At 70.6% G+C, this 21,993-nt stretch carries 28 protein-coding genes; 12 read left to right on the forward strand and 16 right to left on the reverse strand.

Annotated features, from left to right (window positions below):
* Positions 1–29: 29 nt before the first annotated feature.
* Both ACLJN9_RS02175 and ACLJN9_RS02180 read right to left on the reverse strand, forming a co-directional pair.
* Positions 30–539, reverse strand: a complete 510-nt coding sequence (locus ACLJN9_RS02175) for a DUF2087 domain-containing protein (protein ID WP_410809251.1) — start codon at positions 537–539, stop codon at positions 30–32.
* Between the two features lie 95 nt (positions 540–634).
* Entirely contained in the window at positions 635–799 is a 165-nt protein-coding gene (locus tag ACLJN9_RS02180) for a hypothetical protein (RefSeq protein WP_410809252.1), read from the reverse strand.
* 9 nt (positions 800–808) lie between these two features.
* Here ACLJN9_RS02180 and ACLJN9_RS02185 point away from each other — a divergent pair, with 9 nt between their 5' ends.
* Positions 809–1,453, forward strand: a complete 645-nt coding sequence (locus ACLJN9_RS02185) for an MFS transporter (RefSeq protein ID WP_410809253.1) — start codon at positions 809–811, stop codon at positions 1,451–1,453.
* A gap of 31 nt (positions 1,454–1,484) precedes the next feature.
* Here the strand turns inward: ACLJN9_RS02185 and ACLJN9_RS02190 are convergent, their stop codons facing one another.
* On the reverse strand, positions 1,485–1,991 hold the full coding sequence (locus tag ACLJN9_RS02190) for a DinB family protein (protein WP_410809254.1): 507 nt from the start codon (positions 1,989–1,991) through the stop codon (positions 1,485–1,487).
* Complete coding sequence (locus ACLJN9_RS02195) at positions 1,988–3,019, reverse strand: aldo/keto reductase (protein WP_410809255.1); 1,032 nt, start codon at positions 3,017–3,019, stop codon at positions 1,988–1,990. The genes ACLJN9_RS02190 and ACLJN9_RS02195 overlap by 4 nt, the downstream gene beginning before the upstream one ends.
* 99 nt (positions 3,020–3,118) lie before the next feature.
* On the opposite strand from ACLJN9_RS02195, the gene ACLJN9_RS02200 reads away from it, so the two are divergent.
* A complete protein-coding gene (locus tag ACLJN9_RS02200; protein ID WP_410809256.1) occupies positions 3,119–4,672 on the forward strand; it encodes an ArnT family glycosyltransferase in 1,554 nt (517 codons plus the stop codon).
* A gap of 8 nt (positions 4,673–4,680) precedes the next feature.
* Here ACLJN9_RS02200 and ACLJN9_RS02205 read toward each other — a convergent pair whose 3' ends face one another.
* Positions 4,681–5,166, reverse strand: a complete 486-nt coding sequence (locus ACLJN9_RS02205) for an RrF2 family transcriptional regulator (protein ID WP_410809257.1) — start codon at positions 5,164–5,166, stop codon at positions 4,681–4,683.
* Positions 5,167–5,293: 127 nt separating this feature from the next.
* On the opposite strand from ACLJN9_RS02205, the gene ACLJN9_RS02210 reads away from it, so the two are divergent.
* A complete protein-coding gene (locus ACLJN9_RS02210; RefSeq protein ID WP_410809258.1) occupies positions 5,294–6,034 on the forward strand; it encodes an SDR family oxidoreductase in 741 nt (246 codons plus the stop codon).
* A gap of 105 nt (positions 6,035–6,139) precedes the next feature.
* Positions 6,140–6,550 carry a VOC family protein gene (locus ACLJN9_RS02215; protein ID WP_410809259.1) on the forward strand — a complete coding sequence of 137 codons (411 nt, stop codon included), beginning with the start codon at positions 6,140–6,142 and terminating at the stop codon, positions 6,548–6,550.
* A 45-nt stretch (positions 6,551–6,595) separates the two neighbouring features.
* On the opposite strand, the gene ACLJN9_RS02220 is transcribed toward ACLJN9_RS02215, so the two are convergent.
* Complete coding sequence (locus ACLJN9_RS02220; protein WP_410809260.1) at positions 6,596–6,985, reverse strand: VOC family protein; 390 nt, start codon at positions 6,983–6,985, stop codon at positions 6,596–6,598.
* 124 nt (positions 6,986–7,109) lie between these two features.
* On the opposite strand from ACLJN9_RS02220, the gene ACLJN9_RS02225 reads away from it, so the two are divergent.
* The gene (locus ACLJN9_RS02225; RefSeq protein WP_410809261.1) at positions 7,110–7,751 is read left to right on the forward strand and encodes a winged helix-turn-helix transcriptional regulator; all 642 of its coding nucleotides are present in this window, start codon (positions 7,110–7,112) and stop codon (positions 7,749–7,751) included.
* Between the two features lie 27 nt (positions 7,752–7,778).
* On the opposite strand, the gene ACLJN9_RS02230 is transcribed toward ACLJN9_RS02225, so the two are convergent.
* Together ACLJN9_RS02230 and ACLJN9_RS02235 are read right to left on the reverse strand one after the other, a co-directional pair.
* Positions 7,779–8,669, reverse strand: coding sequence for a class I SAM-dependent methyltransferase (locus tag ACLJN9_RS02230; protein WP_410809262.1), 891 nt, complete (start codon positions 8,667–8,669; stop codon positions 7,779–7,781).
* 116 nt (positions 8,670–8,785) lie between these two features.
* The gene (locus ACLJN9_RS02235) at positions 8,786–9,376 is read right to left on the reverse strand and encodes a helix-turn-helix domain-containing protein (RefSeq protein WP_410809263.1); all 591 of its coding nucleotides are present in this window, start codon (positions 9,374–9,376) and stop codon (positions 8,786–8,788) included.
* A gap of 101 nt (positions 9,377–9,477) precedes the next feature.
* Here ACLJN9_RS02235 and ACLJN9_RS02240 point away from each other — a divergent pair, with 101 nt between their 5' ends.
* Positions 9,478–10,518 (forward strand): NAD(P)/FAD-dependent oxidoreductase, encoded by a 1,041-nt coding sequence (locus ACLJN9_RS02240; RefSeq protein ID WP_410809264.1) that lies wholly within the window; start codon positions 9,478–9,480, stop codon positions 10,516–10,518.
* Positions 10,519–10,684: 166 nt separating this feature from the next.
* Here ACLJN9_RS02240 and ACLJN9_RS02245 read toward each other — a convergent pair whose 3' ends face one another.
* The gene (locus tag ACLJN9_RS02245) at positions 10,685–11,551 is read right to left on the reverse strand and encodes an aldo/keto reductase (RefSeq protein ID WP_410809265.1); all 867 of its coding nucleotides are present in this window, start codon (positions 11,549–11,551) and stop codon (positions 10,685–10,687) included.
* A 252-nt stretch (positions 11,552–11,803) separates the two neighbouring features.
* Between ACLJN9_RS02245 and ACLJN9_RS02250 the strand changes: the two genes are divergently transcribed.
* Positions 11,804–12,271 (forward strand): HNH endonuclease, encoded by a 468-nt coding sequence (locus tag ACLJN9_RS02250; protein ID WP_410809266.1) that lies wholly within the window; start codon positions 11,804–11,806, stop codon positions 12,269–12,271.
* A gap of 267 nt (positions 12,272–12,538) precedes the next feature.
* Here the strand turns inward: ACLJN9_RS02250 and ACLJN9_RS02255 are convergent, their stop codons facing one another.
* From ACLJN9_RS02255 to ACLJN9_RS02265, 3 genes are all read right to left on the reverse strand, one after another.
* Positions 12,539–13,552, reverse strand: a complete 1,014-nt coding sequence (locus ACLJN9_RS02255; RefSeq protein WP_410809267.1) for a hypothetical protein — start codon at positions 13,550–13,552, stop codon at positions 12,539–12,541.
* Positions 13,549–13,905, reverse strand: coding sequence for a PadR family transcriptional regulator (locus ACLJN9_RS02260; protein WP_410809268.1), 357 nt, complete (start codon positions 13,903–13,905; stop codon positions 13,549–13,551). Before ACLJN9_RS02260 ends, ACLJN9_RS02255 begins: the two co-directional genes overlap by 4 nt.
* 750 nt (positions 13,906–14,655) lie before the next feature.
* Positions 14,656–15,594: a LysR substrate-binding domain-containing protein gene (locus tag ACLJN9_RS02265; protein ID WP_410809269.1), complete on the reverse strand. Its 939-nt coding sequence runs from the start codon at positions 15,592–15,594 to the stop codon at positions 14,656–14,658.
* A gap of 70 nt (positions 15,595–15,664) precedes the next feature.
* Between ACLJN9_RS02265 and ACLJN9_RS02270 the strand changes: the two genes are divergently transcribed.
* Together ACLJN9_RS02270 and ACLJN9_RS02275 are read left to right on the forward strand one after the other, a co-directional pair.
* Complete coding sequence (locus ACLJN9_RS02270; protein WP_410809270.1) at positions 15,665–16,414, forward strand: SDR family NAD(P)-dependent oxidoreductase; 750 nt, start codon at positions 15,665–15,667, stop codon at positions 16,412–16,414.
* Between the two features lie 156 nt (positions 16,415–16,570).
* Complete coding sequence (locus tag ACLJN9_RS02275) at positions 16,571–17,578, forward strand: RNA polymerase subunit sigma-70 (RefSeq protein WP_410809271.1); 1,008 nt, start codon at positions 16,571–16,573, stop codon at positions 17,576–17,578.
* A gap of 136 nt (positions 17,579–17,714) precedes the next feature.
* Here ACLJN9_RS02275 and ACLJN9_RS02280 read toward each other — a convergent pair whose 3' ends face one another.
* From ACLJN9_RS02280 to ACLJN9_RS02290, 3 genes are all read right to left on the reverse strand, one after another.
* Positions 17,715–18,302: a dihydrofolate reductase family protein gene (locus ACLJN9_RS02280; RefSeq protein WP_410809272.1), complete on the reverse strand. Its 588-nt coding sequence runs from the start codon at positions 18,300–18,302 to the stop codon at positions 17,715–17,717.
* A 184-nt stretch (positions 18,303–18,486) separates the two neighbouring features.
* Complete coding sequence (locus ACLJN9_RS02285) at positions 18,487–19,041, reverse strand: GNAT family N-acetyltransferase (protein WP_410809273.1); 555 nt, start codon at positions 19,039–19,041, stop codon at positions 18,487–18,489.
* Between the two features lie 55 nt (positions 19,042–19,096).
* A complete protein-coding gene (locus ACLJN9_RS02290; RefSeq protein ID WP_410809274.1) occupies positions 19,097–19,465 on the reverse strand; it encodes a DoxX family protein in 369 nt (122 codons plus the stop codon).
* A gap of 132 nt (positions 19,466–19,597) precedes the next feature.
* Between ACLJN9_RS02290 and ACLJN9_RS02295 the strand changes: the two genes are divergently transcribed.
* The gene (locus ACLJN9_RS02295) at positions 19,598–19,984 is read left to right on the forward strand and encodes a winged helix-turn-helix transcriptional regulator (protein WP_410809275.1); all 387 of its coding nucleotides are present in this window, start codon (positions 19,598–19,600) and stop codon (positions 19,982–19,984) included.
* Between the two features lie 36 nt (positions 19,985–20,020).
* A complete protein-coding gene (locus ACLJN9_RS02300; protein ID WP_410809276.1) occupies positions 20,021–20,596 on the forward strand; it encodes a maleylpyruvate isomerase N-terminal domain-containing protein in 576 nt (191 codons plus the stop codon).
* Between the two features lie 14 nt (positions 20,597–20,610).
* Here ACLJN9_RS02300 and ACLJN9_RS02305 read toward each other — a convergent pair whose 3' ends face one another.
* Positions 20,611–21,102, reverse strand: a complete 492-nt coding sequence (locus ACLJN9_RS02305; RefSeq protein ID WP_410809277.1) for a DUF1992 domain-containing protein — start codon at positions 21,100–21,102, stop codon at positions 20,611–20,613.
* Between the two features lie 228 nt (positions 21,103–21,330).
* Here ACLJN9_RS02305 and ACLJN9_RS02310 point away from each other — a divergent pair, with 228 nt between their 5' ends.
* Positions 21,331–21,981 carry a LysE family translocator gene (locus tag ACLJN9_RS02310; protein WP_410809278.1) on the forward strand — a complete coding sequence of 217 codons (651 nt, stop codon included), beginning with the start codon at positions 21,331–21,333 and terminating at the stop codon, positions 21,979–21,981.
* Positions 21,982–21,993: the final 12 nt, after the last annotated feature.

Below are 21,993 nucleotides of genomic sequence, written 5' to 3' on the forward strand. Positions count from 1 at the left end.
CGCGACGAGACGGTTCGCGTGGCTGCCGATCAGAGCCGCTGGTAGATGCCGTGCTCGCGGGTGAGCAACTGCTCGTCGATCAGACACCGGCGTAGGGTCGCGTGATCCGACCCTCCCGCGGCGCACCACGGCTTGAGGGCGTCGTCGACGGCCCGCTCCGGATAGCGGGTGCCCGGCTCGAACGACTGCTCGGCGATGTGCGCCAGCAGGACCCGTCGCCGGCCCCGCTGCGCCGGCAGGCCCACCAGGACGCCCGCGCGCAGGAAGGTCCGCAGCACCGGGTCGACGCCGGGTTCGGCGTCGTCGGCCGGGCGGCTATTCGCGCGCAGCGACGCGTCGTCGGCCGCGAGCGCGCCGTCCGCCCCGGTGACGACGAGACCCGCGTCGGTGAGCCGGCGGACCCCGGTGAGCACCACCCGCGCCGGCAGGCCGGCCCGCTCGGCGACCTCGGTCGCGCTGGTCGCACCCAGCACGATCGCCGCGAAGATCCGTCGCCGTCCGTCGTCGGCAAGGGCCCCGGCCAGCACATGCGCAGTCACGCCGGTCACCCTTCCATCAACGGTACGCGGACCGCCAGGCGATTTCCGGCCCCCTCAATCGGTCTGCGGCCCGCTCACTCGAGGGTGCGGCCCAATCAGGCGGTCTGCGGCTGCTCGGCGACAAGCAGCAACCGGCGCAGCAGATCCGAGAGATGTCGCCGTTCGGTCGCGGTGAGCGCCCCGAGCAGACGGTGCTTCTCCGCGCTTTGGACCTCCACCGCCCCGCGCCACGCGGCCTGACCCGCCTCGGTGAGTTCCACGTCGACGCGGTGGCAGTCGACTGTCGACGGGATCCGGCGTACGAAATCCCCCGCAGCAGCGCGTCCACCCGCGCGGTCCGCGACTGGTTCTGGACCAGCCTGCTCGGCCACGGCGTGTGGAACGGCGCCGCCGCCGTGCTGACGACCCTCGGACCGGCCGTCGCCATCGACCGCCTCGGCGGCGAGACGACCTGGGTGCTGCTGCTGCAGGCCGGCGCGATCGGGATGCTCGCCGGATCGCTGCTGGCCGGGCGGGTGCGGCTGCACCGGCCGATGCTGCTGGCCAACCTCGGCCTGGCCTGCTACGCCGCGCCGCTGTTCCTGCTCGCCGTCGCAGCACCCGCGCCAGCGGTGATCGCCGCCTACGCCGTGGCGCTGACCGCCCTGGGCTACCTCAACCCGGTGTGGGGGACCGTCGTACAGCATCACTTCCCGCCCGAGGTCCTGGCCCGGGTCACCTCGTACGACTGGCTGGTGTCGCTGGGCGCCGTTGGCCGCCGACGCGTTCGGAGCACCCGTCCCGCTGGCCGTTGCGGGCCTGCTGGTCCTGGCCTCCTGCGCGGGCACCGCGCTCGTCCCCGGCGTACGCCGACTCACCTGGCCGGTAACCTGGGCGCCGAGGCTTCCGGCGGGCAGGGCGGGTGCGACGAGTAGAGGCATGCGGCCCACTATCCCGCCGGCGGCCTCACTCTCCGGTCGGGCCGCCGGCGAGTTCGGTGACCACGTCGAGGTGGCCGAGGTGGCGCGCGTACTCCTGGACCAGGTGGAACAGCACCCGCTCCAGTGACGCCGGGTCCGCGCCGTTCCAGCGCGGGCCCGGCGCGCCGATCTCGGCCAGGTCGTGCGCGTCCACGACCGCGCTGGTGTGCGCCCCCTGATCTCGCAGCGCCGCCACCAGATCCGCGCAGGTCTCGTCCGGAGCAACGTGCCAGCGATCGCCGCGGCGGTCGCCCCACGGCTCGGCGACGTCCCGGCCCTGGAAACCCCACTCGATCCAGCGCAGCTCGACGTGGCGTAGGTGCTTGAGCAGCTCCAGCGGGGTCCATCCCGAGGGCAGCCGGCTGCGCCGCAGCTCCGACTCGGACAGCGCCGACACCCTGTCCAGCACCGATTCGCGGAAGTAGTCCAGGTAGCGCAGAAAGACCTCGCCGCGGCTGCCGGCGGGGGCGGTGGGCTCGGGGAAGGAGGTCATGACGCGCTGGGCAGATCGCGGGCGCGCTGCCGCACACCGGCCTCGCCGTACGGGTAGTCCCCCACCAGCGGTGCGCTCGCCTCGTCCAGCAACCGCATCTGCTCCGCGTCGAGGACCAGGTCGGCGGCGGTCAGGTTGTCGTCGAGTTGCGCTGTGGTCCGTGCGCCGAGGATCACCGAGGTGACCGCCGGTCGGGCCGCCAACCAGGCCAGCGCCACCGCCGACATGGACACGCCCCGGTCATCCGCGACCTGCCTGACCGCGTCGATCACCCGCCACGTGCGCTCCTCGGCGTTGCGGCCCGCGTACGCCTCGACGCCCCGCTGTGGGTTCTCGCCGAGTCGCGTCGCGCCGGTGGGCGTGTTGTCGCGCTGGTACTTGCCGGTCAGCCAGCCACCGCCCAACGGTGACCACGGCAGGATGCCGATGCCCTCGTTCTCACAGACCTCCACCAGCTCGAACTCGATCTCCCGGGCCAGCAGGTTGTACTGCGGCTGCAGGGTCACGATCGGGGTGAGGTTGAGGCTCTGGGTGAGCAGGGCGGCCTTCTGCAACTGCCAACCGATGAAGTTGCTGACCCCCGCATAGCGGATCTTGCCGGCGCGGACCGCGTCGTCGAAGAAGCGCAGCGTCTCCGGCAGCGGGGTCAGCGGGTCCCAGGCGTGCGCCTGGTAGAGGTCGACGGCCTCGATTCCGAGCCGCCGGAGGCTGGCGTCCAGGGCGCGGGTGAGGTGCACCCGGGACAGGCCGGCGTCGTTCGCGTCCGGCCCCATCGGGAACCGGCCCTTGGTGGCGATGACCAGCCGGTCGCGCAGGTCGGGCCGTGCCCGCAGCCAGCGACCGACGATCTCCTCGGAGACACCGGCGGAGTAGACGTCGGCGGTGTCGAGAAAGGTGCCACCGGCCTCGACGAACCGGTCCAGCTGGGCGAAGCTGCCCGCCTCGTCGGTCTCCGCTCCGAATGTCATCGTGCCCAGACACAGGGTCGACACCACCGTGCCCGTGGCGCCCAAGGTGCGGTAACGCATGTCTTCCTCCCCCGTCGACGAACGAAACTGATCTTCGCACGTCGGAAGCCACCGCGGCAGGGGCAGCCGTACGAGGGCTCCGGAGGTCATGATGTGTGGGTGAGTGAGCCCGCGACCGACGTCGATCGGCCGCACCGGCCCGCTCCGGCGTCACCGTCGGTGCGGCCACCGGTGCCCGGCCCCCGCACCGTGGGGCCGTGGCTGGTGGCCGGCGCGGTCAGCCTGACGCTGTTGCTGCTCGCCGGCCGCTACGGCTACCACCGCGACGAGCTGTACTTCCTCCTCTGCGGCCGGCATCTCGACTGGGGCTACGTCGATCAGGGCCCACTGGTCCCGGCGTTGGCGCGGCTGCTCGACACCATCGCACCGGGCAACCTGACGGTGCTGCGGACGCCGTCGGCGTTGCTGGCCGGCGCGGCGGTTCTACTGGTCGCCGCCATCGCCCGGGAGTTGGGCGCGGGTCGGGGCGGGCAGACCTTCGCGGCGCTGCTCGCGGCGTTCTCCGGCATCGTGCTCGCCGGTGGCCACCTGCTCAGCACCACCACGGTCGACCTGCTGGTCTGGCTGGCCGCGGCGCTGTGCGCGGTGCGGTTGCTGCGTACCGCCGACAGCCGGTGGGCGCTCGGCATCGGGTTGGCGCTCGGCGTGGGCATGCTCAACAAGCTGCTGCCCGCGCTGCTGGCGGTGGGCCTGATCGCCGGGGTGGCCATCGCGGGCCCACGCGGGCTGCTGCGCGACCGGTGGGTGCTCGCCGCCGTCGGGCTCACCGCGCTCCTGGCCGCGCCGAACATCGTCTGGCAGGCGGCGCACGGCTTCCCACAGCTCGGCGTGGCCGCCTCGATCTCCGACGGTGACAGCTCCTACAGTGGCCGCCTCGACGTGCTGGCCCTCCAGTTCATCGTCATCAGCCCGTACGCCGTGCCGATCTGGATCGCCGGTCTCGTCGCGCTGCTGCGACAGACGCGGTGGCGGGCGTATCGGGCGGTGGCCTGGGCCTGGCTGGTCGTCGTCGGCATCGTGGTGCTCGCCGGTGGCAAGGGCTACTACGACGCGCCGCTGCTGTTGGTCCTCACCGCCGCCGGCGCGGCGGTGACCGCCGCGTGGGCGTCGCGTGGCGCCCCGAGGCTGCGCCGTAGCCTGCTCGCGCTGGGCGCGGTGCCGTTGCTCCTGCCCAGCGTCGTGCTGCTGCTGCCGGTGCTGCCAGCCGACCGGCTGCCCGGTTTCGTGGTCGACGTCAACTACGACGCCGGCGAGACCATCGGCTGGCCGGCGTTCGCCGACTCGGTCGCCACCGTCCATCGTGCTCTGCCGCCCGAGGAGCGCGCACGGGCCGTCATCCTGACCGGAAACTACGGCGAGGCCGGCGCGCTGGCCCGTTACGGCCCCACCCGTGACCTGCCCCGCGCGTACTCCGGACACAACAGCATGGTCGACTTCGGCCGCCCTCCCGCCGACGCCGACGTGGTGATCGTCGTCGGCTGGGAACGCGCCGACCCGTTGAGCGCCTGGTTCGACGGGTGCGTACCGGCTGGTCGGGTTGACCAGCGGGTCGAGGTCGACAACGACGAGAACGGCGGGCCGATCTTCGTGTGCCGGGGGCTGCGGCGTCCGTGGGCGCAGATCTGGGACACCGAGGTACGCCACACCGGCTGACGCCGGGATCAGCCGTCGTTCGCGCCGGTCAACCAGGCGCGTACGGCGGGCAGCGCCTCCGGGCCGGAGTCGGCGCCGACGTCGCGGGCGAGATCGGCGATCGTGACCGCGGCGAGTGCCTGGCGCCACGCCTCCTCGGCCGACCACATCGCACGGGCGACCGGGCACGGCGTCGTGCAGGACTCTGCCGGGGTCGCCAGCGGGCCACGCTGGCGGATCTCCGTACAGACGAATGCCGGGTCCGGGCCGTCGACGGCCCGGACCACGTCGAGCAGCGTGATGCCTGCCGGCTCGCGGGTCAGCGCGTAACCGCCGGACTTGCCCTGAACGGAGTGGATGAGACCGGCGCGGGCGAGAGACTGCAGTTGTTTGGCGAGGTAGCTGCCGGAGACGTCGTGCAGCTCGGCGAGTCTGGCCGCCGGCACGGGCCTGCTGCTGGTGGTGAGGACGACGCAGCAGTGCAGCGCCCACTCCACCCCGCCGGACATCCTCATCGCTTCACCCTAGCCACCCCGTTACTCGGACTCATCCTGTCCGAGTATATTACTCGGACATACGGAGTCCGGGTTTCTGCTGCGCTGGAAGTCGGACGACAGCAATCAGATCGCACAGGAAGGTGTGATGGACATGAAGATCGCCGTGCTGGGTGGAACCGGCCTCATCGGTTCGCAGGTCGTCAAGATCTTGCAGACGGCCGGCCACGAGGCGGTGCCGCTCTCGCTGTCCAACGGGGTGGACCTGCTCACCGGGCAGGGCCTGTCCGAGGCACTCCGGGGCGCCGAGGTCGTGGTCAACCTGACCAACTCGCCGACCTTCGACGACGCCTCACCCGCCTTCTTCCGCACGACCATGGACAACCTGCTCGCGGCCGCCCAGCGCGAAGGCGTGGGCCACGCGGTGGTCCTCTCCATCGTCGGAGCCGACCTGGTCCCCGACCTGGACTACTACCGCGCCAAGGTGCTCCAGGAGGACATCCTCAAGGCCAGCTCCCTGCCGTACTCGATCGTCCGTGCCACCCAGTTCTTCGAGTTCATCGATTCGATCCTCTCCTGGACCGCCGACGGGGACACCGTCCGCCTGCCCAGCAACCCGCTGCAGCCCATCGCGGCGGCCGACGTCGCACAGGCTGTCGCCGACGTCAGCGTGGGCGCCCCCCTGGGGGGCACGCGCAGTGTCGCCGGGCCCGACGTCTTCCCGCTCGACGAGCTGGGCCGGATCACCCTCGCCGCCCACGGTGACCACCGCACCGTGGTCACCGACGACAGCGCGGGCATGTTCGCCGCCGTACCCGGCGACGCCCTCATCGCCAAGAACGGCGCCGTTGTCGCGCCCACCGCCTACCGGGCGTGGCTCGGGCGCTGACCCCGACGTCCGCCGCGGCTGCGCCCGCACCGTCCCGGGCGCAGCCGCGCGATCGGTCAGGAATCAAGAAGTGCAGGTCAGGTAGCCGCACCTAGCATCATCGCCATGGACATCACCATTCACACCAGCTTTCTTGCGCACGTCGACCCGGACGCCTCCCTGGCCTTCTACCGCGACGTCCTCGGCTTCGAGGTCCGCAACGACGTGGGTCAGGGCACGATGCGGTGGATCACCGTCGGCCCTGTCGGCCAGCCCGACACCTCCATCCTCCTGGCGCCGCCGGCCATCGACCCCGGGGTCACCGACGACGAGCGCCAGACCATCGCCGAGATGATGGCCAAGGGCACCTACGGTTGGATCCTGCTGGCGACCCGGGACCTCGACGGCATCTTCGAGAAGGTGCAGGGCGGCGACGCCGAGGTCGTCCAGGAGCCGACCGAGCAGCCGTACGGCATCCGGGACTGCGCCTTCCGTGATCCCGCCGGCAACCTGGTCCGTATCCAGGAGCTGCGCTGAGCCGTCCGGTCCCGCGCCGACGGGCAGGGATCCCGGGCGCGGGTGTCATCGCGCGGCGGCGAGCCCGACGAGGTGGCCCTCAGGGTCGGTGAAGTAACCGACCACCAATGTCCCGTCGGGGTTGTGGTGCGGCCCGGACACGGGGGTGCCGCCGAGGCGCTCCGCGTGTCGCAGCGCCTCGGCGACGTCGGGCACGCCGACGTAGAACAGCGTCCGGTGCGGATAGCCCGCGCCGCCGCCGACACCGCCCGGGATCCCGGCAGCACCGTCGAGGGTGGCGTCGGGGTGGATGAAGCCGTAGGTGCCCGGTGCCGAGACCGCCTCGGCGGCGGCGTCGCCGACGTCGAACTGCCAGTCGAACAGCTCGGCGTAGTAGCTGCGCAACCGCTGCGGATCCGTTCCGATGATCTCGAAGTGCACCACTGGTCGTCCCATGGGTGTGCTCCTTCCTGCGCCGCGACACCTGTTGGCGGAGACCGTAACGCTCCCGGTTGTTAAAAACAACCAGGTGCTATCGTCCACGGTGCGGTGCCGGGTCGAGGTCACGCGGGAGGGCGGCATGCCGACCAGTCGTACCTACGGCGATGCCTGCGGCATCGCCCGCGCCCTCGACGTCGTCGGCGAGCGGTGGGCGCTGCTCGTCGTCCGCGAGCTCCTTCTCGGACGGCAACGCTTCTCGGACCTGCGCCGGGCACTACCCGGGGCCAGTTCCAACATGCTCACCGACCGCCTGCGGGAGTTGGAGAGCCGCGACGTGGTGCACCGACACCGACTGCCGCCCCCTGCGGCCTCGGTGGTGTACGAGCTCACCGAGTCCGGACGCGAGCTGGAGCCGATCGTGCTGGCCCTCGGCGGATGGGGCCTACGCGTTGCCCTGCCCGCGACTCCGTTGCACCTCAGCGCCACCTCGGTGCTGCTCTTCCTGCGTGGTTCCGTGCGCCCGAATCCCGAGGCGCCTGCAGCCGTCTACCGCTTCGAGCTCGACGAGAGGGTCTGGACCATCCGTACCCAGGACGGTCAGGTCCAGATCGAGCCCGGCGAGCCAGCTCAGGCGCAGGCCGGCCTGCGCACCGATCCCGCGACGCTCAACGCCCTCCTCAGCGGCGACACCGACCTGGCCACCGCACTCACGACCGGCAAGGCCGTTCGCACCGGCGACGAAGCCGTGCTCTGTCAACTCCTGCGGCCCGCCGACTCCTGATCGCGCACCGTCGCGGCCGAGTACTGATCAGGCCGACGGACACGATCCGTGTGAGGTGCGGCGGGCGGCCCAGACGGTGCGCTCGGTGCGCATCGTCAGGTCGTCGCGGCGCAGGATGCTGTGCGGGCTGCCGCGGTCGAGGAGCTGATCGAGCGCGGCGAGGTCCTCGGGGGAGAGCGTTTCGGCGACAGCGCCGCGGATGCGCTGCAGGCCGCCGAGGGCGTAGCGGCCGATCGCTTCGCTGCGGGAGCCCTCGATGGTCACGGTGATGGCGCGTTCGCCCTCGATCGTGAATCCGGCGGCGGTCAGCATCGGGCCCCAGTCGGCGCCGCGGTGGGGCATGCGCTCGGCGGCGAAGCGGTCGGCAGCGGCGTGGCAGCGCTCTTCCAGGCCGGGCCGGTCCTCGGGGGCGCTGTCGGGCAGGAACCGGGGGAAGCCAGCCAGTTCGACGACGGCGAACAGACCGCCGGGCGGGAGCAGGTCGTGGACGGCGCGCAGTACGCGGTCGGGGTCGGCCAGGTGGTGCAACGAGGCCGATGCCCACACCAGGTCCGGTGCGCCGAGGTCGGGCCAGGTGGCTTCATCGAGGTCGACCTGCACCCTGCTCACGCGCTCTTGCACGCCGAGGGCGCAGGCCTTGGTGCGCAGGCGCTGAAGGTGTTCGGCGGACGCGTCGACGGCGGTGACGTGCGAGTCGGGGAAGCGATCGAGGAGGGCGAAGGTGCCCGCTCCCGTGCCGCAGCCCAGATCCACGATCTGTCGCGGGCTCGTCGTCAGCGGCAGCCATGCGGTGATGGAGGCGGTGTGCTCGGCGACGACCTCGGCGTCCAGGTCGAGGATCTCCGCCTGGCCGTCGGTGCCGTGTTCCTGGTGGCGTCCGTGCGCGGGGCCATGGTGGGGGGTGTGGGCGTGGGTCATGCCTGCAGAGTAGGACGGTTATGCCTCTCCAGCACAACAGCTCCCTGTTTACGCAAGACGGTGGTCGAGTCTGCTGCCTGACGCGCAAGACGGGGCGCATTGTGCGTCCCACGCCGTCATTCGGGAGCACCCCGTGCGTCACCGCTCTCGTCGCGCTGGTGGCCACGGCGGGCGTCGCGGTCGAAGATGCCCAGGATGTCGCAGGGTCCACCCTCGGCGCCGATCGCGTGCGGCATCATCGTGGGAAACTCGGCGGCCTGGTTGGCCTCGAGGCGGAAGCGGCGGTGGCCGAGCAGGAGAATCGCGGTGCCCGACAGGACGACGAGCCATTCACGTCCCGGGTGGGCACGCATGCGTGCCGGGTTGTCGGGCGGTGGTTCGGTCATGCGCTGGCGTACCACGCTGATGCTGGGATCACCCTTGACGAGCCAGCTCATCCCGCTGTGGGTTGCGTCGATCGTCGGGCTGGAGACGACGTCGTCGGCGGCGGTCTCCACGAGCTGATCCAGCGTCGTGTCCAGGGCCCGGGCGAGAGTGACCAGTTGATCCAGTGCGAGGCGGCGCTGGCCGTTCTCGATGCGGCTCAGTGAGGACTGGCTGAGGTGGGCGCGGCTTGCCAGTTCCTCCAGGGACCAGCCCTGCGCCACCCGCAGGGCCCGGAGGCGTTTGCGTACGAGGCCGTCCAGCTCCCCATCTTCTTGCGTCATGCGCAACATGGTATGCCTCAGGTGCAAACCGTGGTTAACGTCGTGTGCAGATGGTCCGCAACGCCTGGAACCAGCAGAGGCAACGGTAGGAGGACATGGCTGTGACGACTTCTCCATACGCGAGTGACGCACTGCCCGACGGCACCGTCGACACGGTGGTGATCGGCGGCGGCGCCGCGGGGCTGAACGGTGCGCTGATGCTCGCCCGCTCGCGCCGCTCGGTCGTCGTGGTCGACAGCGGCACTCCGCGTAACGCGCCGGCCGCCGCCATGCACGGCTTCCTCGTCCTGGACGGAACCCCGCCCTCCGAGATCCTCCAACGGGGCCGAGAGCAGGTGCGCCAGTACGGCGGCGTGGTGGTCTTCGGCGAGGTGACCTCGACCGAGCCCGCCGCCCCGACGGCTGGCGGGGATCTGCGCTTCACCGTCGCGCTGGCCGACGGCCGGAGCGTCACCGCGCGCCGCGTGCTGGTGGCAACCGGTCTGCGGGACGTACTGCCCGAGGTTCCCGGGCTCGCCCAGCACTGGGGACACTCCGTGGTGCACTGCCCGTACTGCCACGGCTGGGAGGTGCGCGACGAGCCCATCGGCATCCTCGCCACCGGCCCCGCCTCCGTCCACCACGCATTTCTCTTCCGTCAGCTGACCGAGGACCTGACCTACTTCACTCACGGCACTCGGCTCGATGAGGGCACCCGCGCACGCTTCGCCGCCCGCGCCATCCGCGTCGTCGACACCCCCGTGCGGGACGTCATCACCGCCGAGGACGGCGCACTCTCCGGGGTGCGCCTGACCGACGGCCGGGTCGTGGCCCGCCGTGTGCTCGCGGTCGCCACGCGGATGCAGGCCCGCACCGAGGGCCTGGAGGGTCTGAAACTGCCGATGGAGGACCTGCCCGACACCATGGGCCGACGCTTCGCCACCGGCATGGCCGGAGCCACCGACGTGCCGGGGGTGTGGGTGGCCGGCAACGCCACCGACCTGACCGCCCAGCTCGGCGCCTCCGCGGCGGCTGGCGCGCTGACCGGAGCCCACATCAACGCCCAGCTGGCCACCGCGGACACCGAGGCGGCCCTCGGTGCCGCCCGCGAACAGGCCGGTCCACTGGCGCGTGTGTCGACGTCAGCCACAGCCACTCGTTGATGGCGGCGGGGTGGATGGTGGCCTCGTGTGAGTCCGCACGCGTTCGCTCACCCACCGGACGACCGCCGGGGCGGCGAGCCATCCGGGCATCGTGGACGTGGCGGCGATCAGGGCCGTCCCGATCAGGAACGTGGGCTCGTGGCAGGGCTGCATCCTGCCGGGGCCGCTACTCGAGGCTGGCCAACTCGTCCGGCGACAGGACCAGCGCCCCGGCGGCCAGGTTCTCGACCAGGTGATCGGGGTTGCCGGTGCCGGGGATGGCCAGCAGGTGCGGGCCGCGGCTGAGGGTCCACGCGATCCGCACCTGTGCCGGCGTCGCGCCGTGCGTGCTCGCGATGGCCCGTACTGCCGTGTTGGCCGCCACGCCGCCGGCCTCACGTCCGTCGCCGGCGATCGCGAAGAACGGTACGAATGCGACGTTCTGTTCACCGCAGGTCCGCACGAACTGGTCGTGCGCGCGTCGGGTGTCGACACCGTACGTGTTCTGCACGCAGACCACCGGGGCGATCGCCTGCGCCTGCGCGAGGTGCTGCGGGCGAATGTTGGACAGGCCAAGATGCCGGATGAGACCGGCCTCGCGTAGCTCGGCCAGCGCGCCGAAGTGCTCCGCGACCGAGTCCAGCCCGTGCTGGCGCAGGTTCACGACATCCAGATGGTCGCGACCGAGTTGGCGCAGGTTCTCCTCGACCTGCCCGCGCAGCTGGTCCGGCCGGGCCAGCGGCAGCCACTCCCCCGCGGGGCCGCGGCCCGGCCCGACCTTCGTGGTGATGACCAGGTCATCGGCGTACGGCGACAGCACACTATTGATCAACTCGTTGGCCGACCGGAGCGGCGAGAAGTAGAACGCCGCCGTGTCGATGTGGTTCACACCGAGCTCGACCGCCCGGCGCAGCACGCCGACGACCCGCGCGCGGTCGCTCGCCGCGCTGCCGTCGCCCGTCAGGCGCATCGCGCCGAACCCGATCCGGTTGACGGTCAGGTCGCCGAGGGTCCAGGTGCCAGCGGAACTCGCAGTGATCATGTCGGTGGGCATTGGGCGACCTTAGCCAGCGCCGCTGACCTGCGCAGTCGGTCGCCTGCCCGATACCGATCGCGCACAATCACTGTTAGCTTATCTATCGTGGGAAGGCGCTCCGCCGGCCTTGGACAGGCGCCCACAGTGGAGGGTGCGGAGGACGTGCCGTGGCCATCCCTGGGCCTCCGGGCCGTGGCGTCGGTGAGGGCCGGTCGAGGTACGCCACCCCGGCTGATCGGGCATGTCGAAGCGCTGACCTAGCCTGGTGGAATGGTGTCGCAGCTGAAGGGCTTGTCGGGGCATTTCACGGAGGAGACCCTGCGCACGTACCTCATCGATCGCTCGGTCCGCCGCGAGGACGGCTGCCTGATCGTTCGCGGTTACGGCAGCCGGCGGGGCGTCTACCAGAAGGTCGCCGGGCGGGCGTGGGCGCACGTCTCGGCCTACGTCGTCTTCGTGGGTGGTTACGACCCCAGCCTGGACGTGCACCACCTCTGTGGCGTGCCGGACTGCATCGAACCCACTCACCTGCGGCAGGTGACACACGCCGACACCTGCCGCAACCGCACCCAACAGCCGCGCTGCCGGAACGGGCACGAGCGAGAGATCGATCTCGCGAGTGGTCGATACCGCAAGGTGTGTCGAGCGTGCAACAGCGAGGCACAACGACGATGGCGCATGCGCGAATCGGCGGAGGTTGCCGCGGCACGGGCTGCTCACGGGCGGCAGCCGGGATGAGTGCGCACGGTGTCGTGTCCGATCGCGGCCGGGGCACGAAGTTCGATGACCAGCACGCCCCGGATGACGAGGGTGAGCCGATCCTGATGCCCCCGACGTAGCACGAACGCCGGTGTCGTGAACGCGCTGGTACAGCCGGTTGCGCCGAGCGCGCACCAGCGCCCCGGTTTTTGTGATCTCGGTAGGTAGGAAGCGAGATTGTGTGTCACAGGTGGCCAGGCAGCGCGTTGACGACAGTCGACGAGTCGCTTGGCGCTAGCCGGGCTGCTATCGCTTCCTGCTGTGGTTGGTGAAGGAGCCGCACGCCGTACAGCGCACGACGGTGGCGTGGGTGACGGCGGCCCGTCGTTGGACCATCAGCACAGCCGACATGACGATCAGCGCCGCGATCACCACGATGATCGCCGCTGTGGCCAGCGTCGTCCAGTCCGCATTCGGTCCGCCGCCGTACAGGCTGGCGGCGAGTTCTTCGGCCAGCGGATGCAGCCACAGCATGCCGATCGGGCAGAGCAGCACCAGCAGTGCCCAGGCACCACGGAGGTCGTTGCGCGCCGCCAGCCCTACGCCGCCGAGCAACGTCACCAAGAGAAGTGCCATCCCGGCGCCGGGCAGAACCTGCCCGGCGGGCCAGCCGTAGTACCCGTTGTCACCGTGACGGGCAAAAGCCACCGCGACGGGTAGCGCCGCGGCGGCGGCGGCGAGGGGTAGCAGCCGTGACCACACGGGCGGCTGGGCGGCGACGCCGAGCGCCACGAGTCCGAGGCAGGCCTGGGCGAGTAGGACGAACAGCGGAGGCCGCGACCGGTCGACGACGGCGGCAAGCGGTACGACGGCGACGGTGAGGACGAGGGCGAGACCGATCGCCAGGCGGGTCCGCCGGCCGGGTGCCACCACGTGCACCGCCGCGGCGAGCAGCCATGCCGCCCACACGCCGATACCGAGCGAGACTGACGTGCCGTGCTGCTCGAAGCCGAACCACGCCGTCTTCCACGGATTGAGCTCCAGCATGGCCCAGCCGCCGGCGAGAGCCGTGGCGGTCAACAACGCTAGGGTCGCGGCCAGCCGCACGCCGGGGCCGATTCCAGTGGCGTCGGCCGCGCGTAGGCGCTGACGTAGCCCGCCGCCGGCTACGTCGGTCACGTCGGCGGCCGAAGGCCACCGCCGATCCGGCGAGGACAGAGCGAGGTACGTACCCACGATCTCGGTGCCGCGCTCGTCGCGGTAGCCGGCCGGATAGAAGATCCGGACCAGTCGCAGATAGCGGCGTTCCAGGTCGCTCATGCGATCCCTCCACTGAATCGGGGCGCGCTCCGGCGGATACCTGTGTTCAACCGCGCGGTTGCGGCCTCGACGTTGCGGCGCATCCGCTCGGTCTCGTCGGCGAGCAGGTCACCGCCGTGCTCGGTGAGCCGGTAGTAGCGGCGCAGCCGGCTGTCCACCACTTCCTCCCGCTCAACGGTGACCAGACCCGCGTCGAGCAGCCGGTCGAGGGCGCCGTAGAGCGTGCCGGGGCGCAGCGACACGCGGCCGTCGGAAAGCCGGGCCACCTCAGCGATCAGTCCGTAGCCATGAAGTGGCTCCTCGGCCAACGCCGTGAGGATCAGGAACGTGGGTTCGCGTACCGGTGTCTCCACGCCATCAACGTATCGGGTACGAAGGTATAACGGTAGATGTGTGGAGATGAGTGGTGCTGACAGCGTGACGGCGCTGCCGCCCGCAGGCCCCTGTCCTACCTGGTCGAGGCATCGGGTCAAGCGGCGGCGGCTCGACGCTCATCCGGCATCCGGCAGGTTCGCCAGCTGTGGTCGGTGGCGTGCCGAGGTGGCCGCGGCTAGGTCAGGCACCACATCTGCTCGGTCTGCAGCAGCTTCCAGCGTGCTGTCACAACATCCTGATCCATTACGCACAAGAACTGTCATTATGATGTGCATCCGGTTTGCCGCTTTTGTGATGGCTAATTATCGGATTACTGTTACTGACAAATCAAAAATGAGCTACTGAGTGACCGTTGGACGAGTTGCCAGTGCCGGTTGTCGCTTCGCAGCCGAGTTGGAGGCTCGATGGTCTCGGTAGAAGTGCGGAACGACGGCAGCGGCCGGCCCGCGCTGCCCGGGATCAAGCGGATCAACACGGTCCGGCTGTCTGGGAGAGCGCCGAACTGGCCATTCCAGTTGTGGGCACCGGACGTCGGTCACGCCATCCGCGTCGTGGTCGCGCTGTCAGCCGTGCTCGCGCTGACCCGACTGGGCATCGGCGTGTACACCATGCCGACCACACGTCAGTCGGACGTCGCAGCGACACGAGCGTCCGCGGCGATCCCGCCAGAAAAACTGGTGCAATACGGCGAAAGCTCGTCGACGCAGTCGGCCAGACCAGCCGACTCCTTAGGGGCCGGCCGGGTCGAGCGAGCGCGGCGCCTCGTTCCCCTCTGCGGCTGCGGGCAACAGGTCCAGGAACCGGGCGAGCACCGGTGACGTGTCCGCCGTCCGCCACATCGCCGCGGAGATGACCGGTCGGTCGGCGTCGCGGACGGGGACGTAGCGGAGTCCGTCGCTGCGTAGGAGCCTGGTCGACTCTTGCACCAGGGCCACCCCGAGCCCGGCCGCGACAAGCGTGAGCTGCGTGCCAAGCTCCCCGACATACCGGGTCGACCGGGGGGTGTAGCCGCCTCGTCCGCACATCGATACGAGATCGTCGTGCCAGAAGGCGCAGACGTCGCGGCCCAACATGACGAGTGTCTCGCCGTCGAGGTCGCGTAGTTCGATCTCGGCGCGTGAGGTCAACGCGTGCCCCGCCGGCGCGGCAACGAGGAACCGTTCGGTCGAGAGGGTTCGCATCCGCAGCTGTGGCTGCCCGCATCCCAGGTCGCCGAGGGTACTGAGGAACGCGATGTCGACCACGTCATCGTGCAGCGGCTGACCGAGGACGCCCATGGGCAGCTCCCGCAGGCTGAGTTCCACGTCGGGGACGGCCCGCTCGAAGGTAGCCAGTGCGGTGAGGAACGACTGCGACGAGGCGGTCGGGTGGTAGCCCACGCGGAGCCGGCCCAGCTCCCCGCGCCGCGCGCGTTCGGCCACCGACTCCGCCGCACTCGCCAGCTCCAGCGTGCGCCGCGCCTCCACCAGAAAGAGCCGGCCGACGTCGCTGAGCGCCGTGCGGCGTCGCTGGCGCACCAGCAGGTCGACGCCGAGTGCCGACTCCAGGCGCAGGATCTGTTGGGAGAGGGCCGGTTGGGCCACGTGTAGCCGGGCTGCGGCGCGGCTGAAGTGCAGCTCCTCGGCGACGGCGACGAAGGCCTCCAGCTGCCGTAGGTCGAACTTCATGCGCGTACGTTATCAAAGCATCTAAAAATCGTCTTTGATCTTATGATCTCTGATTTCTACCGTCGTCCACATGGATGCCACATCTCCCCTGGACGGCAAGGCCGCGATCGTCACTGGCGCGACGGGCGGCATCGGCGCCGTCATTGCCCGCACCCTCGCCGAGGCCGGCGCGGCGGTCACCGTCGTCGGCCGCCGTAGCGAGGCCGGCGAGGCCGTCGTGCAGGACCTGCCGCGTGCCTCCTTCGTCGCTGCGGACCTGACCGACCGCGACTCGCACCGCCGCATCGTCGACTCCACCGTCGACCGTTTGGGCCGGCTCGACATCCTCGTCAACAATGCCGCCGCGCACACCAGCGGACCGGCGATCCAGGGCACGGAGGAGGACTTTGACCGCGTTGTCGCGCTCAACTACAAGGCTGCGTTCTTTCTGACTCAGGCCGCGCTACCGGCCCTGATCGCGTCCGGCGCCGGACGGATCGTCAATATCAGCTCGATCGGCACGATCAAGACCTTCTGGGGTACGGCGATCTACAACTCGTCGAAGGCCGCGCTGGACAACCTGACCCGCACCTGGGCCCTGGAGCACGGCGCAGACGGGGTACGGGTCAACGCGGTCAACCCCGGCATCGTCATCGACGGCCCCATGTCCGCACCAGTACAGACGTTTCTCGACGTCGAGCGTGACGTACTGCCGACGATCCCGGCTCGCCGACTGGCTACCGCGGCGGATGTGGCCGCCGTCGTGACCTTCCTCGCCGGCCCCGGCGCCGACTACCTCAACGGCGTGATCGTCCCGCTCGACGGCGGTCTGACGGCGTGACCGGAAAGCCGCCGGCTCGCTGCGCGTGCCGCCCGCACCATCGTCAGTCGGACCGGGCCGATCAAGGAAAACCGATCAGCGGCTCCGCCGATCAGAAATCCTCCGTCACGTCGTCAGTTCTGTCAGACTCCCGCATTGGTGGAAGGATTGATGACGATGACCGACGCCAGACTGCTGGGCGCCGACGAGGCCGCGTTCATCGCGGCGGTCCGCTCGGACGACACGGCGCGGTTTGCACTCATGACGGAGCGCCACCGGCGTGAGCTTCAGGTGCACTGCTACCGGATGCTCGCGAACTACGATGACGCCCAGGACATGACGCAGGAGACGTTCCTGCGCGCGTGGAACAAGCGGGCGTCGTTCAAGGGCCACGCGGCCCTGCGGACCTGGCTGTACCGGATCGCGACGAACGCCTGCCTCGACTTCCTGAGGAAGCGCAACGACCGCACGCCCGTACCGTCCGGGCTGGCGGACGTCGGCTCCGAGGTGCTGTACCTGCAGCCGTACCCCGACCGGATGCTCCCCGAGGACCCGCAGGAATCGGTGGTGGCGCGGGAAACGATCGAGCTGGCGTTCATCGTCGCCGTCCAGCACCTGCCGCCGCGGCAGCGGACGGTGTTCATCCTGCGCGACGTCCTCGGCTGGCCGGCGGCGAAGGCCGCCGACGCTCTCGAGCTGACCGTCGCATCGGTGACCAGCGCACTGCAGCGGGCCCGTGTGACGATGCGCGAGCAGCTGCCCGACCGCCGCCTCGACTGGCGGAGACCCGCGACCCACGAGCTGTCGGATGACGAGCGCGGCGTGGTGAAGTCGTATATCGACGCCCATGAGCGCAACGACCTCGACGGGCTGATGTCCCTGCTGCGCGACGACCTGCGCTTCGTGATGCTGCCCGAGGCGGGCACCTCGGTCATCACGGCCAAGGACGCGGTGGATGGCTGGGTCTCCGGTGGGCTCTTCCAGCCCGGCTACGACGACTGGCGCTGTATCACCACGATGGTCAACCGCATGCCCGCCGCCGCGCTGTACCTCCGCGCCCCCGACGAGCCGGAGTACCGGTTGTTCACCATCGCGGTCCTGCACATCGTCGACGGGAAAATCGCCGAACTCACCGGATTCGACGCCACCGACAAACCGTGGCTGGACCTGCCCCCGACACTGTGATCAGGCAAGTCCCCATCGCCGGCGAGTCGGTCGACAGCTCGCTCGGAAAGGGGGAAAGGTTCCCTCATCGCCGAGGGTCACGCATGGGGAAGGATGTCGACCCGGCCTCCTCACGAGCCGAGAAGCTGGCCCGTGCTCATCGCCTCCTCTCGTACCGGGTCAGCACGACGCCGCCGGGAAACGTCCGCGTCTCCACGAGGTTCAGGTTCACCCAGCTGTCCAGTGCGGTGAAGAACGGCGTGCCGCCGCCCACCAGGACCGGCACGGTGACCAGCATGTACTCGTCGATCAGCCCGGCCCGCATGGCCGCCCCGGCGAGCGTCGCACCGCCGATGTCCATCGGGCCGCCGTCCTCCGTCTTGAGCCGGGTGATCTCGGTGACCGCGTCGCCGGTGACCAGGCGGGTGTTCCCGCCGACCGTGCTGGTCGTCGAGGAGAACACCACCTTCGGCATGTCCCGCCAGCGGCGGGCGTACTCGATCTCTGCCTGTGTGGCGCCGGGCCGCCGGTCGGCGGTCGGCCAGTGGGAACTCATCGCCTCCCACAGCTTGCGCCCATACAGCGCCAGGCCCGTCGCCGCCACCCGGTCGGACCACCACTGGAACAGCTCGTCGCTCGGCGATGAGTCCGGCCCCTCACCCCCACTCCAGCCGAGGTCGTCGCCGGACGCGGCGATGTAGCCGTCCAGGGTCACATTCATGCCAAAGGTCAGTTTCCGCACCATGCCAGCCTCTCGTGAGCCGATCTCAGAAGTACGGACGGGCGCGGCGCGGAAACCTAATCGGTGCGCGATCTGCCTCCGCAGGTGGTCGTCGCGTTCCGCGAGTCGGCACGGGGTACTCGGCTGGGATCGAGCAGCACTCACCGGATCTCGACTTCATCCTCGAAGAGGGCCGCTTCGCGCTGCCCTACCGCGCCGTGGCGGGCGCGGCGAGGGCGTGCCGGTGTCCGTCGCGGGGGTACGGCGGGTAGGCCGGCACCACCTCCTGCAGGAGGTACCCGCTCTTCTGCGCCACCCGACAGGACGCCACATTGTCCACCTGATGCAGCAGGTCAAGGCGATTCAGCCCGGTGAACTCGTCGAACGCCCAGCCGCTGAGCGCGGTGATCGCCCGTGGGGCGACGCCCCGACCGCGGGCCCACGCCGCCGTCCAGTAGCCCACCTCGGCCACCGGTCGTCCCGGGGTGACCTTCTTGAGCACCACGTTCGCCACCAGCCGCGGACCGTCCACACCGTTCTCGCAGACGGCGAAGGTGAATCGGTGGCCGCTGGCCCAGTCGTGGCGCGCCTGGTCCAGCCACTGCCGGCCCTGCTCCGGCGTGGACACCGGCCAGCTGGTCCACCGTTGCAGCACGGGATCCCGGTAGGCCTCCCGCAGATCGTCCAGGTCGTCGTCGCGCCAGGGGCGCAGGACGAGTGGCGGCGCCGACGAGGTGGCGGCCGCCCGCAGCGTGAGGTGCATCCGCCCAGTCTGCCCGTGCCACCGGGCGCCGGGTGCGCCGCGGGCCGCTGGGCTGTCAGAGCCAGGTGACGACGCCCAGCCAGGCCGTCGCGGCGGCGGCCAGGAGGAGAGCGATGTTGAGTCCGATCAGCCGGGCCTCGCCACGGGACAGGTGGACCACGATGCCACCGATCTGGATCAGGACGAGGCCGATCGCCGCGGCGATGGCCAACCACGGCGCGATCCCGGACAGCGGCGGCATGATCAGGCCGACTGCGCCGAGGACCTCCAGCACCCCGATGGTCCGGACCAGGGACATGGGTACGCGGTCGACCCAGCCCATCATGGGCCGGAGTTGCTCCTGACCCTGGGTCACCTTCTTGCCTCCGGCATAGAGGTAGAAGACGGCCAGCAGCCCGGCGACGATCCAGTACGCGAGTTCCATGAAGAGCTCCTCAGCAGCGCGAACCAACGGCCTCAGGCGGCATGGTTACTATCCGTAAGAAGCCCCATGATGCGTCACCGTCGGCGGGCGTACAAAAGGCACAGACGTGTGCGTCAGGCACAGGGGGTTGTCATGTCGGAGTACGAGCACACCTGCATGATCCGAGGAGACGGCGGGCGGACACTCCGGTCGATCCTCGATCGGATCGCCAACAAGTGGACGCTGTTGACCGTGGCGACCCTCGATCAGGGCACGCTGCGCTTCACTGACCTGCACCAGCAGATCCCGGGGATCTCCCAGCGCATGCTGACCCTGACGTTGCGCAACCTCGAGCGCGACGGCCTGGTGACCCGCACGGTGTTCGCCGAGGTGCCGCCCCGGGTGGAGTACGCGTTGACCGCCGTCGGCAGGAGCCTGCTCGCGCCCGCGCTGACCCTCGCCCGGTGGGCCATCGAACACGTCCCACAGATCGAGGCCAGCCGTGCCGGACACCACCCGGACCCACCGCAGACCCGTTGAGGTGCGCCCACCAGGAAACGCTGCGAGGGTCGGCGGATGACACAGATCGACGGGGCCGACGTCCGGAACGCGGCCGAGGAGATGACCGGGGTCCTCAGCCCACACCGGCACCGAAACTGGTCGGTGCCCGCCGGCACGCTGAGCTGGAGTTGCTGGACCACCGCCGCGCACGTCGCGCACGACCTGCTCGCGTACGCCGGCCAGGTCAGCGGCGGGCCCGACGACGCCTACCTCCCGTACGACCTGCGGGTCCGCGCCGACGCGAGCCCGGCGCAGGTGCTCAGCGTGGTGCGCGCCTGCGCCGGGCTCCTCGCCACCGCGGTCGACGCCGCGGCACCGGACGCGCGGGCCTGGCACTACGGCCCCTGCGACCCGGCCGGCTTCGCGGCGATGGGTGTGGCCGAAACCGTGCTCCACACGCACGACATCACCCGCGGTCTCGGCGTCCCGTGGCAGCCACCGCGTCGGCTCAGCGCACTGGTGCTGCGGCGACTCTTTCCGGACGCCCCGGCCGGCGCCGCACCTGAGGTGCTGCTGTGGATGACCGGCCGCGGTGAGCTGCCAGGCCAGACCCGGCGCACCTCGTGGAGCTGGCACGCCGCCGTGCCGTGAGCATCGCGGGTGGCTCAGATCGCCCGGCGGCGGCGCCACGGCCGCCACGCCCACCACGGTCGGCGCGCCGGTGGCGCGACGGCGCCCACCGGTTCGCCGGCCGGCGTCCGGACGGCGACGGGGCTGCGTTCCTCGCGCCAGCGTCGTAGGACCTCCTCGACGTTCACCGGCCGCACCGCCACCCGAGGCCCCTCGGGGTTACGCAACCAGGCCAGGATCTGCGCGTTCAGGTGCCCCACGAAATCCCGGACGGACTGCTCGGTGGGCAGGTCACGGACCTCGTCGGGGACCTGCTCGATGCGCCGGCGCAGCTGCAGCGGAGTCGGCAGCAGAAGATCGCTGGGCAGCGCCTCGCGCTCCAGGAAACTCTTGATCCACCACGACTCGTCGTACGGCGTCCCGCGGCCCGGGATCGGCTTGCCCATGCCGGGCAGGTCATCGAACTCGCCGCGTTGCACGGCTCCCCGGATCTGCGCCTCGACGGCCGCTTCCCACGCCTCGGTCACTCTGCGGCACCTCCCTGGCCACCGTAACGCGACGCCTCCACACGGCGACGCGCACCGCACGGCATCAGCGCTTCCGGACCGTTGACCATTCCCGGCGGACGTCCACCGGGTGCTTTCCGCCCACCTGAGCGGTTCGGCGGGGCAGACCACGGCCTCACCGGTGGCCCTGGGCACGGCATGGTCGTCGCCCCTATCGTGGGGGCAGGTGTCGGCGAACGGGGAATCGTCATGGTGGGTGCGGGCGCACTGCTGGGCATCGCGCTGGTGGCGTTGGGCCTGGTGCTCACTCCCGGCCCGAACATGGTCTACCTGGTGTCCCGATCGGTGGCGCAGGGCCGCCGGGCCGGGCTGATCTCGCTGCTCGGGGTGGCCGCCGGCTTCGGCGTCTACCTGGCCGCGGCGGTCGCCGGCCTGGCCACCGTCTTCGTTCTGGTGCCGACGCTGTACGCGGTGGTGAAGCTGGCCGGGGCCGGCTACCTGCTCTGGCTGGCCTGGCGAACCCTGCGCCCGGGTGGGCAGTCCCCGTTCACGCCCGCGCCGCTGCCGCCGGACCAGCCGCGACGGCTGTTCACCATGGGCCTGGTCACCAACCTGCTGAACCCGAAGATCGCCATCCTCTACGTCTCGTTGCTACCGCAGTTCATCGACCCGCAGCGGGGGCACCTCGCGGCGCAGAGCCTGCTGCTCGGTCTGACCCAGATCGCCGTGGCACTGACCGTGAACGCGCTGATCGTGCTCAGCGCCGGCTCCCTCGCCGGCTTCTTCGCCCGTCGGCCGCTGTGGCTGCGGGTGCAGCGGTGGGTGACCGGCACGGCGCTGGCCGCGCTGGCCGTCCGGATCGCCACGGACCGCTCTCGCGCCGCGATTGCCACCCCCTGAGTCATACGACGC

The organism is Micromonospora sp. 067-2 (assembly GCF_046549295.1).
Taxonomy (GTDB): domain Bacteria; phylum Actinomycetota; class Actinomycetes; order Mycobacteriales; family Micromonosporaceae; genus Micromonospora.

Coding starts and splice junctions, on each gene's coding strand:
- ACLJN9_RS02230 (WP_410809262.1), bottom strand. CDS start 8,669: ATGACCCACGCCCACACCCCCCACCATGGCCCCGCGCACGGACGCCAC.
- ACLJN9_RS02300 (WP_410809276.1), top strand. CDS start 20,021: ATGACACAGATCGACGGGGCCGACGTCCGGAACGCGGCCGAGGAGATG.
- ACLJN9_RS02295 (WP_410809275.1), top strand. CDS start 19,598: ATGTCGGAGTACGAGCACACCTGCATGATCCGAGGAGACGGCGGGCGG.
- ACLJN9_RS02190 (WP_410809254.1), bottom strand. CDS start 1,991: ATGACCTCCTTCCCCGAGCCCACCGCCCCCGCCGGCAGCCGCGGCGAG.
- ACLJN9_RS02280 (WP_410809272.1), bottom strand. CDS start 18,302: ATGGTGCGGAAACTGACCTTTGGCATGAATGTGACCCTGGACGGCTAC.
- ACLJN9_RS02215 (WP_410809259.1), top strand. CDS start 6,140: ATGGACATCACCATTCACACCAGCTTTCTTGCGCACGTCGACCCGGAC.
- ACLJN9_RS02250 (WP_410809266.1), top strand. CDS start 11,804: ATGGTGTCGCAGCTGAAGGGCTTGTCGGGGCATTTCACGGAGGAGACC.
- ACLJN9_RS02255 (WP_410809267.1), bottom strand. CDS start 13,552: ATGAGCGACCTGGAACGCCGCTATCTGCGACTGGTCCGGATCTTCTAT.
- ACLJN9_RS02225 (WP_410809261.1), top strand. CDS start 7,110: ATGCCGACCAGTCGTACCTACGGCGATGCCTGCGGCATCGCCCGCGCC.
- ACLJN9_RS02285 (WP_410809273.1), bottom strand. CDS start 19,041: ATGCACCTCACGCTGCGGGCGGCCGCCACCTCGTCGGCGCCGCCACTC.
- ACLJN9_RS02275 (WP_410809271.1), top strand. CDS start 16,571: ATGACCGACGCCAGACTGCTGGGCGCCGACGAGGCCGCGTTCATCGCG.
- ACLJN9_RS02245 (WP_410809265.1), bottom strand. CDS start 11,551: ATGCCCACCGACATGATCACTGCGAGTTCCGCTGGCACCTGGACCCTC.
- ACLJN9_RS02265 (WP_410809269.1), bottom strand. CDS start 15,594: ATGAAGTTCGACCTACGGCAGCTGGAGGCCTTCGTCGCCGTCGCCGAG.
- ACLJN9_RS02310 (WP_410809278.1), top strand. CDS start 21,331: ATGGTGGGTGCGGGCGCACTGCTGGGCATCGCGCTGGTGGCGTTGGGC.
- ACLJN9_RS02235 (WP_410809263.1), bottom strand. CDS start 9,376: ATGACGCAAGAAGATGGGGAGCTGGACGGCCTCGTACGCAAACGCCTC.
- ACLJN9_RS02270 (WP_410809270.1), top strand. CDS start 15,665: ATGGATGCCACATCTCCCCTGGACGGCAAGGCCGCGATCGTCACTGGC.
- ACLJN9_RS02195 (WP_410809255.1), bottom strand. CDS start 3,019: ATGCGTTACCGCACCTTGGGCGCCACGGGCACGGTGGTGTCGACCCTG.
- ACLJN9_RS02220 (WP_410809260.1), bottom strand. CDS start 6,985: ATGGGACGACCAGTGGTGCACTTCGAGATCATCGGAACGGATCCGCAG.
- ACLJN9_RS02210 (WP_410809258.1), top strand. CDS start 5,294: ATGGACATGAAGATCGCCGTGCTGGGTGGAACCGGCCTCATCGGTTCG.
- ACLJN9_RS02290 (WP_410809274.1), bottom strand. CDS start 19,465: ATGGAACTCGCGTACTGGATCGTCGCCGGGCTGCTGGCCGTCTTCTAC.
- ACLJN9_RS02205 (WP_410809257.1), bottom strand. CDS start 5,166: ATGAGGATGTCCGGCGGGGTGGAGTGGGCGCTGCACTGCTGCGTCGTC.